Raw genomic sequence first — 13,339 nt, 5'->3', positions numbered from 1 at the left:
CTTAATTTAGCTGCACGACTACAATTTCTGGCCTATTCAAAATCCTTTGCGGAATGATACTATTTCCTAATCCTCTACTCACTACCATTGATGTATTTTGTTCTACATATAAACCCGCTGTATATTTAGGTAAAACACCTTGATTTGGCGCAACTAATCCTCCGATAAATGGCAATCTAACTTGCCCTCCATGAGCATGACCCGATAATACTAAATCTAGTTGCTCATCAGCGTATTCTGTCAAAAATTCAGGCCTATGGGATAATAATACATCAAATGTATTTGGAGGCATTTCAAATTTCGCTTTTAAAATTGCATCTTTTACAATATTTCCTTCATCACGGTTTCCAGTTACAAACTCCGGATCATCAATACCTAGCAAATTTATTTCTTGCTCCCCCTTTCGAATGCCTACATGTTCATTCCTTAAAACATTGACATCATATTTCTTCAACTCTTTTTCTAAACGGTTATACTTTCCAGACCATTGTTCATGGTTTCCTGTCACAAAATATACAGGATACTCCTTTACAATTTCTCGTATTAATTGCATACTAACTTCTGCATCGTATGATTTACTGTCAATTAAATCACCCGTAATCGCAATAATATCTGGGTCTATGCTTTCAATTTTTTGAATTAATACACCTTGCTTATTGCCAAATTGTTTATTGTGTAAGTCTGAAATTTGTAGAATTTTATACCCTTTAAAAGAGGAGGGTATTTTACTAGAGGTTATTTTAACCTCAGTTATACCTATTAAATTGTTCTGTAAATATAAAAAAGTAATAAAAGCTACTAATATGCCAATAAACAATATGATTCTATTAATATTTCTCTTCATATTCTCTCCTTTTATTTTTATAAAACACTTATTTTATGTTAACAGAATTATATGATACATTTTTGATTTTTTATTGAATATAGTACAGTACATGAAATTTCATATCGGATACGTCATATATATTTATTTTACCGTCATCCTCTTAATAATAAAAATACAAAAACGATTCTTTTCATACGAAAAAGAATCGTTTTCTAATTTTATATACCCAACAACATATGGTAAAAAACTGAAATAACTAAGAGATTATTATTTAATAGCATCGATTACAACTTCAGCCGCCTCTTTAATTAGTTGATTATCATAGGTAGCCTCTTTCTCATATTTACTAGATAAAATTGCGATAATAATAGGTGATCTATTTGGTGGCCAAACGATAGCAATATCATTTCTTGTCCCGTAACTTCCTGCACCTGATTTATCTCCAACTACCCAGTCAGTTGGTACACCTGCACGAATAAGTTTGTCTCCTGTCGCATTTCCTTTCATCCACTCTGTAAGTATCTTACGTTTTTCAGCAGGAAGTGCATTTCCGACCGTAAAAGCTTTAAGATTCGTAGCAATTGCTTTTGCTGTACTAGTATCACGAATGTCTCCTGGAATAGCCTCGTTTAACTCTGTTTCAAAGCGATCAGACATAGTAACCCGATCCCCCATCTTTCTAAGCGCTTTTTCATATCCTTTCGGTCCGCCTATTTTATGAAATAAAATGTTCCCTGCAGTATTATCACTATAACGAACAGCAGCCTCCGCAATTTCTCCTAGTGTCATTCCAGTATCTACATGTTTCTCTGTAACAGGTGAATAATCCACTAAGTCTTCTTTCGTATAAGTAATAACTTCATCTAATTTCTTAGTAGAGTTCTGTTGCAGTAATACCCCTGCCGCTAAAGCCTTGTAAGTTGATGCAAAGGCAAACCTTTCGTTAGGTCGATAAGCGATTGTTTGATTTGTACCAGTATCAATCGCATATACACCTAATCGAGCATCAAATTTTTTCTCAAGTTGAGAGAACTCTTTATGCGTCGCCTGATTTTTATGTTTCACTTGTCCAGTCTTTTCTTTCGCTTCAACTTGCAATGGTCCTCCTGTAAAAGCTTCTAGGCTTGTAAGACTTAAACCTAATATACCAACGCATATTCCTATTTTTAGCAGCCTCTTGTTTTTCAAAATCATCATTCCTTTCAAATTCTTAACACTTTTTTTACTTACATATAATAGACAATCACCAAAATAAATTTGTTCCATAATCTAAAAAAATTTTATAACTAATATCGGTGTTATTAACAAAATAAAGAGTAGCAACTATGATCGACGCTACCCCTTATTTCACACCTCATCTTTTTACTTATAAATGCTTTATATAAAATAGGGTCTCTTCCCCTGAGAAAAGTACACAAATTTTACTAATTTTGATTAGGACTATCTGTACTAGCACCCTCACCATGTATACGTTGCTGTTTTAAATCAAAATATGCATCTAAAACTTCCTTTCCAATTATAGAATTAATTCCACTTTTATCATTATGAAGCCACGGAACTACTACTGAGAATGCTACTTCTGGATTATCATATGGAGCATATCCAACTAACGTTAAGTTGTAACATTCCATACGTTCTCCTTTTGCATTTCTACCAATTGGATCATCTCCACCATACACAGTTTGAGCTGTCCCTGTCTTTCCTGCTGGTTTATATGGAGCATTTTTGAAATGCTTTACGCCAGTTCCATCCCCTTCTTGGAATACCCATCTAAACCCTTCTTTTATTCGATCAATATATTCTGTCTTCATATCAATCCGATTTAATACGACAGGCTCTATAGAGCGAATAACTTTACCAACCTCTTCTTTAATTGATTGTTCTCGTATTTCTTGTACAATTTGAGGTTGCATTCTATAACCACCATTCGCAATCGTTGAAATATATTGAACTAATTGCAACGGCGTATACGTATCATACTGACCGATGGAAAAGTCTAGTAAAAATCCAGGTTGACTATCTACTTTTCTCGTTTGTCCAATTATTTCATTCGGTAAATCGATACCTGTTGGGACGCCTAAACCAAATTGCTTGAAATAATAGCGCATCGTATCAAATGCTCCTTGTTTAATATCCAATGAGCCATTTGGTACGTAATTAACTCCCGCAATTTTTAAAGCTGTCTGGAACATGTATACATTCGAAGATACTTGTAAAGCTCGTAAATCATTAATATTACCAAATCCAGATACATTCCACGATTTCTTAGCTTGTGTACCTTTAAATTTCATCGGTGCATCATAAAATTGATCTCCTGGATGTATTGCTCCTGTCTCATATCCAGTTAATAAAGTAGCACCTTTTACAGCAGAGCCTAGCTCATACGAAGTTGTCATATTGCCTAATGCCAAATCCTCAATCTCTAGTACTCCTTCTTTTTCTACAATCTTTTTGCCTGCCATAGATAAAATCTGTCCGTTATTTGGATTCGTCATGACGACAAAAGCTCGATCGAGTAGCGGCTCTGAACTCTTAAAAGCTCTCAAGTTTTTCTCTATACTTTCTTCCACTTTCTTTTGTAATTCCATATCAATCGTTAATGTTAAACTTTTACCACTTTTTCCTTTAGCGATTACTTCTGTATTCATAATGTTTCCTGATTTATCAGTAATGTTTTTCACTTCTTCTTTTGTGCCATGTAATACATCTTCATATCGTTGTTCAATATAACTTTTTCCGACACGGTCATTACGGTTATATCCGCGTACCAAATAAGAATCTAAGTTTTCTTTCGGCAGACCTTCTTCACTACTCGTAATATTACCTAATACGGAACGAAACAAATTACCATTTACATAATTACGTTCCCAATCAACCGTTGCATCTACTCCTGGAAAATCCGCAAGATTTTCACTTATCCGCGCATACTCCTCATCTGTTACATCTTTTTTAATAATTTGTGGTGTTAGTTGATAACCTGAACTCATTTTACTTTTAATAGCTAACACCTTTAAATCTTGTTCTGTTAACTCACCCAATTCTACTTCTGTAACGCGACTTCGTCTTAAATCTTCTATTTTTTTATCTAACTCTTTTCCCTCTATTCCCTCTTCTTTAAACTTTTCTATATCTTTTTTAGCAATCTTTGTATCCGCACGTTTCGTATTCAACTGCATCCAAAAATCTTTTTTGTCGATATCAGTTAATTTATTAATATCTTGTTCAGACATTTCAAGTACTTTCGCCAAGTCTTTTGCTGTTTTTAAAATATCGTCACTCGTAATCCCCTTCACCCTGGTATACGTAATTGTACGAAGAGACTTATTATTAACGACCGTTTTCCCTTCTCGATCTAAAATCTGTCCACGCGGAACTGGAATGCTAGTTGTTGCATTTTGACTGTTTTCCACTTGATTCTTATAAGCCTCTCCCTCAACGATTTGTACTTTTCCTAGCTGCATAATAATAGCTGAGAATAGTAAAAATATGCAAAGGAACATGATATTTAATCGAATAGATATATATGTCTTCTGCTTCTTTCCTTTTTGTTCTTTCATAAATCCTCCATATAATTCTTCTGGAACTTCTCACTAATACTTAAACGTTCCCTATATATTACAAACCATTATTCGGTTATAAATAATGTCTTATCTTTTTTTCTAAATCCTTGTAAGTATCAATTTCTTTTGGTATAGCCGCGTAATTGATAAATCTCCCTTCCTTTTTTTTCTCTAGTTTTTTGTCGCTTGCAATGTGACTCATACTATATTTACACATAGGCTGGCTAGTAACTTTTCATACTGATTATTCCTTTCTTCATGCTGTAGTACTTAATAGACAATCTAAATAATAAAGTTGTTCCACATTTACAAAAAAAATAATTAACTATAAGATGAAGTAGGCTACAAAAGGGAGGATTTTATGTTACATACAAAAATAAAAAAATGGGGATTTTTTGCGGTTCTTTCTATTGTAGGTTTGATTTTACTAATTTTATTTAAAATCAACTTCATTTCAGTTACTATCGCAACTTCTTCAGCCGAAAGAGGAAAAATCTTTGATCAAAATGGTGTAATACTAGCTACAAATAAGAAAGTTAAGTCTCTATATTGTACTTCTAATGATGAAAAGTTATCGAAACAAGATACATCAAATACATTAGCTTTTTTCGATCAATTTTCAAGTAAGTTTCAACATGATATTTCTTCAGAGAGCATAAAATCTCAATTACAACAATCTTGTAAAAAACAGACTATGCATGATATACCGTTATACTCTGATATAGCTGAGAATGAACTTGCATTCATAAACAAAAACAAACCGAATAATGTAATAATTAAAGATGAATGGATTCGATATTATCCTAAACATGAAATTGGTTCACAGGTAATTGGGTATGTAGAAAATAACCTTAATTCAAAGCATATGCCAGTTGGAAAAAGTGGGATTGAGTTGCAATATGAAGATGATTTAAAAGGAAAACCGGGTAAAACTCTTATTTTTAAAATGAATAACAAAGAGTTCTTATGGAACATTCAAAAAGTACAAAAAGGTAAGGATATCAGGCTAGCTTTAGATTCTAAATTGCAACAAAAATCAGAGGAAGCATTACGATCGCAAATTAAGAAATTACCTGATGCTAAAGCTGGTTATGCTGTAGTGAGTGATGCAAAAACTGGCGCAATTTTAACTATGGCCAACTCAGCAGTTTTTGATCCAAATATATTACATACTCATGTATCAACTAAAATAGATAACTTAAAATCACTTTCGCAAAATAAAGCAATTCAAAAATTAAAGTATGGTGAATCTTATGTAAATATGGCCTCTACTATAAAGCCACTTACTATTTTAATTGGATTAAACGAAAAACTTTTTCAACCTGAAGATACGTATTTAGATAACGGTACTTTTGAGTATGATAATCAAAATAACATTACAAATGCACCCGGAACACCAACAGGTGAGATTACACCGAGGCAGGCTATCATTAATTCATCTAACACATTTATGACAGCAAAAGTAGCTCTTCCATTATTTAACCAACATAATGGCAATATAGAAAAAGTGGCACATATATGGACAGATTATTTAATACAATTCGGCCTACGTTCTAAAACCGGGATTGATTTACCCTTTGAAGAAGACGGTCAGTATGAATTCCATCCTTCTAATAAGTTTGAAAATGGAATCTCCGCTTTATTAAATGCCTCGTGGGGCGGAAATGAAGTGCATACTCCTCTTCAACTCGCTCAATATGCAGCAACTTTAGCAAGTAAAGGTGATAAATATAAACCACAAATGGCAAGTGCTATTATTGGTCAAGATGGTAAAGAAACAAAAAAGTTTAAACCAATTTTAGAAAGTTCAAATCGTTACCCAATGAACTTTTGGAGTGTCGTACAAGGTGGAATGAGTCAAAATATAGAGGAGATTAAAAAGTTGCCCTTTGACGTCGCTGGTAAAACAGGTATTACAGGTTTTCCGAATGAGCAAGCAAGAATGATCAATCATTCTCTATTCATTGCATATGCTCCTACCGAAGATCCACAGATTGCCGTTTCTGTCGTTATTCCTGGAAGTAATTCAGAAAAAAACATTGCTGCTCTCGTTACATCAGAAATTTTAGAGTCCTGGAATACTCTTCAAAAAGAGAATAAAAACAAAAAGGAAGGTTCATTAAAGTGAACCTTCCTTTTTTACCAAATAGAATCTATATTTATTATTTTCCATTCACCTTCATTATTCTTTTCAAACATAAATGAGTATTTAATGTCAGTTAAAACATACTCTTTTTGTACATATCCAGTATTACCGTTAATTGTCGATATTTTTATATATTCATCCTTCTGCGCTTTTTCTGGAATCCAAGCTTTTACCATTTCATTAGATACTTCATATAAAACTTGTGATTCTCGCTTTGGTTCAGCTAAAATTTTCGTTTTATTTCCAGTAACAGTTGCATATATAAAATGAGGTTGCTTTGGTTGGTTACTTTCTGTCAATCCACTTGGTACTTTATATACATGTTTTGTATCATTTGCAAATTCTCCCCCCATTGTAAGTGCGACTTGCAACTCATGAAAAATATCTTCATCAAACTTCAATTCATCCTTCTTATAACTCTTCCCTTTAAATTGAACTTCATCTTTTAACGCTTTATACAATTCATTTTTATTTTTTACATTTGTACTTTGATATAACTCATTCATGAATTGTTTTAATGTTGGATCTTGAGCAGACTCATCTTTTGTTTTAGGCTTAATTTGTGTACTACTTTGTACCGGTGATTTATTATTATCAAGCCAAGGTTGTTGAACAATAAAAAATAAAAATGTACAAGCTAAAACCACAACAATTGGCAATGCTTTTTTACGAAATCTTCTTGTTTGTTTTAGAGAGCCTCCCTCATTACTTTCATATATAGATTGCTTTATTTTATAAATATATTCTTCTTCGTTTTTACGGTGTTCCATTGGGCCTTTTTTTAATTTTCTATACCAGTCAGGATTTTGTTTATTGTTCATCACTACTACCCTCCCCTATTAATTTTGAAACCTTACTTCTTGCTCTACTTAATCTAGATTTTACAGTTCCAATGGATACTCCTAGTGTTTCAGCCATTTCTTCATAAGATAGTTCATATTTTGCGTCCAATATTATTATTTCACGGTGCTTTTTAGGTAGTTTTAATACAACTTTCCACACATCATTCATTTCTTCTTGCTTAAAAAACTCTTGTTCTGCCGACAGAGTTTGTTTATCGTCACTAAAAAATCCTACTAAAGATATTCTTTTAAAATAAGATGATTTCAAATAGTTTATTGCCGTATTTCTTGTGATTTTTAATATCCACGTTTTAATAGATGACTCCTTTCGAAATGAATTCCAATTTTTAAATACCTTTATAAATACATCTTGCGTAATATCATCTGATAAGTGTGGATCTTTCGTAATAATAAATGAATAATTCCATACATCTTGCCAATAGTCTTTTATAACATCGTCCAGCTCATCATGATTAAACTTTTCAATAAACGTCTGTTCCAATTTCCACACCTCAAACTTATTTGAATAAACATAAAACTACCCTCACTTTTATTATGGTTTCAATATATAGACAAGATACAAGTTTCATTTGTTCCATTGATTATTTTTTTCAATAGTAGAAATCTTAAATAATCACCAATATATTCTCTTAAATGACAAGTTCCATAATATCACATTTAAAACGATAGAATTTGATTTAAACAATGAATATAATGAGGCATTAACTCCCTAGAACTACAACAAAATAGAAAAAGCATTCTCAATTAGGAAGAATGCTTTTTCGAAACTTAATTCTTCATTTTTTTCGCAATTTATACATTTGAGTTAAGCAAACAATGAATGTAGTAAAAGAATTTACTTTATAATTAAGTATTATTTCTGAAAAACATGTTTTACTTTTTCACCTGGAACGTTACTTCCTCCTCTTCCTTTTACATCTTCAATCATCATGGTAACAATCATGTCTGGCGCATTTGCATCGAAAGCTGCGAACCATCCAAGTTCTTTTCCGTCTGCTTCTTTCGACTCTTTCAGTTCTGCTGTACCGGTTTTACCAGCAAGCGTTACACCATCAACCTTTGCAATTCTCCCTGCGCCATCAGGTTCATTAATGACTTTGATTAATGCACTCTTTAATATCTCTTGACTCTTTTTAGAAACCACATTTTCTTTCCAATTCCCCGCTACTTTTTCTTCTTTTAAAAGATGGGGTGACGGAATATTCCCTTCATTCACAATCGGTGCATATGTTAATGCTAAATGAAGTGGTGTCATTAATACTTGTCCTTGTCCGTATCCCGTGTCTGCTAGTTGAATATCATTTTTTATCCCATCCCTTGCAATAATTGAAATAGGAAATTCATATTCAATTGGTAACTTTTCATGAAAACCATATTTCTTCAGTTCATTTACATACTGAGTTTTTCCTATTTTCAAAGCTTGTTGAGCAAAATAAATATTATCAGAGTACTTCATTGCCTTGTCAAAATCAATTGGATTTGTATCCTTCACACGTGTTACATAATAATTTCCCCAAGATGAATCTTTTGTCCAATTCAATCCTTGAATATTAAATTCTTCCTTAGGATTTATTACGTTTGTTTCCAAACCAATTGCACCTGTAATCGTTTTAAATACGGAACCTGGTACAAATGCTTGTGTGAAGCGATTCATCATTGGTAGTTTCGCGTCGTTAGTCCACGCTTCTCTTTGGGCTTTTGAGGTTCCTCTAACTATTATATTTGGATTATAAGCAGGGCTACTTACAAGTGCGATTGTTTCACCCGTTTTAGGATTGATTGCTGCACTAGATCCTGCTTCATTTCTCATCTCATTAAAGATTTTTTCTTGAATTGCAGCATCAATTGTTAACGTAACATTTTCCCCTGTCTTCGCTTCTTTTTTTGCTACGTTTTTCATCTCTTTCCCATTCTCATCTTCTATAAATACGCGTCCACCCTTTTCACCACGTAATTTTTTCTCCAGTACTTTTTCTAGACCTGTCTTACCTATGAAATCATCAGCTTGATAACCTCTTTTTTGAAGCGATTTTAACTCCTCTGCATTCACCTTTCCTATATATCCTGTTAAGTGTGCCGCTGCTTCTCCTAATGGATACGTCCGAATATTGACTGGGCGAGATGAAACTCCTTCTAATTCAATATAATCATTCTGTCTAGTTCCTTCTTTTAAAATGCCTATTGGTACAAAGGAATTTGGTTTTATCCATTTCGCTGTAAGCTTCTGATCGACCTCTTCTATAGACATGTCCAGTAACTTTGCTACTATTTCTTTTGTTTGCGCCGCCGTTTCGCCTAGTTTCTCTGGAATAATTCCAACCTCAGTCGCTTTACCATTCGTTGCTAGACCTTTCCCATTTCGATCGTATATTTCCCCGCGTTTTCCTTGTTCTGTTTGCATACGTACTTTATAATCTTTTTTCATACCTGGAAAAATGAAATCTGGTGTCCAATCTATTTTCCAAGATTCCTTTTCTTTCACGAGTTTTGCTTCATGGATAAATGAAGCTGGTCCTCCATCCGTATCCATCTTAACTTCAAAAAGAAAAAGTTCTTTATTTTTCATATTCTCTCCTTTCGTTTTAACTTTTAAATTCTTAACGCCAATACCTTCATAAATTTTTTGGTATTTCTCTGTGAATTCCTTTTTAGAAATTGTTTTTTGAGCATGTTCTGATAAATCATCATACATATTTGCAAATTTTCTATCATTCCATAAATTTATATATTCTTCAAATGCTTGTTTTGGCGATTCGTTTTTATTACATCCTACCAACATCACTGCAAAACAAATGAAAAGCAGCATCCATAATTTTTTCAATTCAATCTTCTCCCTTAGTTAAAAATGTTTTTTCTTTCTTTATATATAAAATGAAAAATGTTTTAACGCTTAATTGACAATGTAAGTAATGAAATTGTTCCATATCTACACTAAAAATTTAATTTATGGTTAAGTTGGATTAGAAGAGAGAAGTTTTTAAGCTCATACAAGCAGTAGAAGCGGATATAATTAATGAACTTTATTATGAGTATTGTTTTAACAATTTCATTTAAAATATCTCTTAGTTCGGGTTCTCCAATTCTACTTTTTTTGTATATATTTGATAAAAAAAGAACCCTTATACTAAGGGTTCTGCAACAGAAAATATCAAAAATATAAACAATAAAAGAATTACTTAAAGTATAATTTATAGGCACCCTATATACTTCTTTTCGTTTCAAAAAACCCCTGCGCTGTTTGCGACAAGGGTTTAGCTCATTCTAAAGCTTATTTAGAAGAGTCATGTACAGGCAAACTATTAAAAATCAATTCAGCAACTTTTACATACCCTTTTGAATTTGGATGAATGAAATCTGTAGACCAAAGCGTATTGTCATTAACTAACGGATGACTCCAAAAGTCAACATGATGAAGCTTATACTCTCTACTCAGTGAACGTATAACATCATTTGCCTCTAATAATTGTTCTTTTATTACTCGTTTTTTTTCAGAAGCAAGAGGAAGCCTTACTGTAAAATCTGGAAGATTTGCTATCATAATATCGGCACCTGTTTTACTTAATTTATCTATCATAAATTCCATATCGTTCTTATATGTTTGAAGGTTCCAACGTCCTTTTAATACATCGTTTGCACCCGCAATTAGACTAACCAAATCTGGTTTAAAAGCTAATGCTTTTTCCAATTGCTGTGAGCGAATTTCTTTCGTTACTAACCCGCGCTTTGCAAAATTGGCATATTCTATATCGTTTACACACAGTTGAACAAAATGATCTACCCAACTTTTTAATGTAATTCCCTCAATTTCATCCCCTATCCCCTCTGTAAAACTATCACCAATCGCTACAAATCGCTTCCACATATGTATTCCCCCTTTATTATGAACCATATTTATACTATACAATAGCTCACAACGTAATTGTTATTTCTAAATGGTTTTCGATTTCAATTAAATTCCATAGGAGATTTTTAAAATAGAAAAGGATAAATAGATAAAAATATTTCACATGAACAAAACATGAAAACCTACTTACTATACTCATACCAAATATAAAGTGAAACTTTAATCAATCGAGGTTGCATTCCTTCCCAACTGATTATTAGCCCTTACCTATCAGGATATCCATTAATGTGGGATAAACTTTTCATAATCAAAACTATTAATTTTTTACTACAAAAAACTACATCCTATATCGGACGTAGTTTTCCTAACAGATCTATCTAGGTTTTACTTCTTTGTTATAAAAATCATATAATAATTTAATAGATGAACTAGATAATATAGACATTGCCTTCTCAACTAATTCTCTATCCCAATCAAACCAACGCATTTCCATTAGCATATTTATTTCAGCATCAGTGAATCGTTTCTTTATTTCCTTAGCAGGATTTCCACCGACTATTGTATATGGCGGAACATTTTTACTTACAACAGATCCTGCTGCAACGATTGCACCTTCACCGATTGTAACGCCAGGCATAATAATAGCATTCATTCCAATCCAGGCATCACTTTTTATAATTGTATCGCCCTTCGGTTCATATGAATGTTCAATTTTCTCAACGAATGGATATACTGTAATCCATTCTGAGTGATGATTGTGATTACCACCCATTAAAATGACTACTCCGCTGGCAATACAAACATAATTCCCAATAATGAGTTTATCAAGATGCCATCCCATCTGTTCAATTGGATTGAAAAGTGCTCGGGACTTAGCATCCCCCCACAAATACCTTACACAGCCATCTTCAAAATTTTGATGATCATAATAACCTGAATAATAGGAGTACTCTCCTACTTCAATGAGTGGATTTGTTACTATATCTTTTATATACTTTGTTTCCGACCAATGATTAAATAATGGATGCTTCATAACTTTATTCCTCGCTTCTAAGTAGTGTAGATTTCTGCAATTTACTTAGAAGCTTACTACGACTGCTACATTTTTTAGCTTTTTCAAACGACGAATCATTATATTCAAGCCTTTCTTTTATAATAAAAAAATCATAACGTGATAAATTACATAAGTCAAATTGTAAAATTATGTACTAAACCTTAAAGTGTGAGTTGAAATTTCAACATTAAAACAATCGAGTTTTCAAATAAAAAATCCCAATTATATATAATAAAGATATTTTAGCTATACAACTAACTTATTTCTTATATTAGCCTTAACTCCCTCGATATAGTTTTATTATTTATCAATTTGTCTGATAAATCAATAAATGTTAATATAATTATAGAAGATATTATCATCCATTAGATTTCACAGCTAGTTTTTCATAAAAACGATTTCTGAATCCTTAAGTAAATAGGAGGTTTAGAGGATGAAACTTTTAAGGCAAGCAACAATTATTGGTGCATTGACTGTTGGAGGATTTTTATTTTCGAATACAATTGCTACACTCCCACCTGCGTCTGCTGAATCGCAACCTACACAAAAAGAATCACGATTTTTAGATACTTGGCGGTGGCAAAACTATTTTTTATTACATCATAATGCAGACTTTATAGAAGAGTTAGCAGTTGGTGACTTAAAGCATGGAGATACATTCGATGTTACTATATATACTGGTGGTAAGGATACCGGTATTGTAAAAATATATCAATTGAGTGGAAATGAAAATGATGAAATAAACTTGCATAGATATAAAACCATTTATGACTCGGGTTTAAAACATAATTATGGTAGATTTGTAACGCCTATTACTAAGGCTTATAATCCGGGAACATATGTAGCCGTTATGAAACTTGGAGAAAATTATTATTATGGAGGCAGCTTTAAAATCTCAAAATAATTTATGTTTATCTCACCAGCAACTAAATATTGGATACTATTTTCTTAAACAAAAACCATTTTAAAATCTCCTCTACCTTATATAAGATTGAGGAGATTTTGGTTGTTTGCCCTTTTTAAAATTAGAAAAAATCCTTACTTTC

Annotated in this window: 10 protein-coding genes; 2 read left to right on the top strand and 8 right to left on the bottom strand. The window is 32.5% G+C overall.

Going from position 1 to position 13,339, the window contains the following annotated elements; translation table 11 throughout:
* Position 1: 1 nt before the first annotated feature.
* The 3 genes from NST14_RS12900 to NST14_RS12890 all read right to left on the bottom strand — a co-directional run bounded on the left by NST14_RS12900 (position 2) and on the right by NST14_RS12890 (position 4,383).
* Positions 2-844: a metallophosphoesterase gene (locus NST14_RS12900; protein ID WP_000827830.1), complete on the bottom strand. Its 843-nt coding sequence runs from the start codon at positions 842-844 to the stop codon at positions 2-4.
* A 249-nt stretch (positions 845-1,093) separates the two neighbouring features.
* Entirely contained in the window at positions 1,094-2,020 is a 927-nt protein-coding gene (gene bla / locus NST14_RS12895; RefSeq protein WP_445662296.1) for a class A beta-lactamase Bla1, read from the bottom strand.
* Between the two features lie 230 nt (positions 2,021-2,250).
* Entirely contained in the window at positions 2,251-4,383 is a 2,133-nt protein-coding gene (locus NST14_RS12890) for a peptidoglycan D,D-transpeptidase FtsI family protein (RefSeq protein WP_048557839.1), read from the bottom strand.
* A 364-nt stretch (positions 4,384-4,747) separates the two neighbouring features.
* Here NST14_RS12890 and NST14_RS12885 point away from each other — a divergent pair, with 364 nt between their 5' ends.
* Entirely contained in the window at positions 4,748-6,514 is a 1,767-nt protein-coding gene (locus NST14_RS12885; protein WP_000903322.1) for a peptidoglycan D,D-transpeptidase FtsI family protein, read from the top strand.
* Positions 6,515-6,525: 11 nt separating this feature from the next.
* Here the strand turns inward: NST14_RS12885 and NST14_RS12880 are convergent, their stop codons facing one another.
* From NST14_RS12880 to NST14_RS12860, 5 genes are all read right to left on the bottom strand, one after another.
* Positions 6,526-7,353 (bottom strand): hypothetical protein, encoded by an 828-nt coding sequence (locus NST14_RS12880; protein WP_001060776.1) that lies wholly within the window; start codon positions 7,351-7,353, stop codon positions 6,526-6,528.
* A complete protein-coding gene (locus NST14_RS12875; protein WP_061184417.1) occupies positions 7,343-7,876 on the bottom strand; it encodes an RNA polymerase sigma factor in 534 nt (177 codons plus the stop codon). Before NST14_RS12875 ends, NST14_RS12880 begins: the two co-directional genes overlap by 11 nt.
* Before the next feature lie 372 nt (positions 7,877-8,248).
* Complete coding sequence (locus NST14_RS12870) at positions 8,249-10,216, bottom strand: penicillin-binding transpeptidase domain-containing protein (RefSeq protein ID WP_000737753.1); 1,968 nt, start codon at positions 10,214-10,216, stop codon at positions 8,249-8,251.
* Positions 10,217-10,663: 447 nt separating this feature from the next.
* On the bottom strand, positions 10,664-11,284 hold the full coding sequence (locus tag NST14_RS12865; RefSeq protein ID WP_001997501.1) for an SGNH/GDSL hydrolase family protein: 621 nt from the start codon (positions 11,282-11,284) through the stop codon (positions 10,664-10,666).
* A 328-nt stretch (positions 11,285-11,612) separates the two neighbouring features.
* The gene (locus tag NST14_RS12860) at positions 11,613-12,272 is read right to left on the bottom strand and encodes a CatB-related O-acetyltransferase (protein WP_000682535.1); all 660 of its coding nucleotides are present in this window, start codon (positions 12,270-12,272) and stop codon (positions 11,613-11,615) included.
* 454 nt (positions 12,273-12,726) lie between these two features.
* Here NST14_RS12860 and NST14_RS12855 point away from each other — a divergent pair, with 454 nt between their 5' ends.
* Positions 12,727-13,197, top strand: coding sequence for a DUF5065 family protein (locus tag NST14_RS12855; protein ID WP_000771836.1), 471 nt, complete (start codon positions 12,727-12,729; stop codon positions 13,195-13,197).
* Positions 13,198-13,339: the final 142 nt, after the last annotated feature.

Source organism: Bacillus sp. FSL W8-0519, assembly GCF_038005585.1.
Classification (GTDB): domain Bacteria; phylum Bacillota; class Bacilli; order Bacillales; family Bacillaceae_G; genus Bacillus_A; species Bacillus_A paranthracis.
This window is presented reverse-complemented; position numbering and strand designations above follow the sequence as displayed.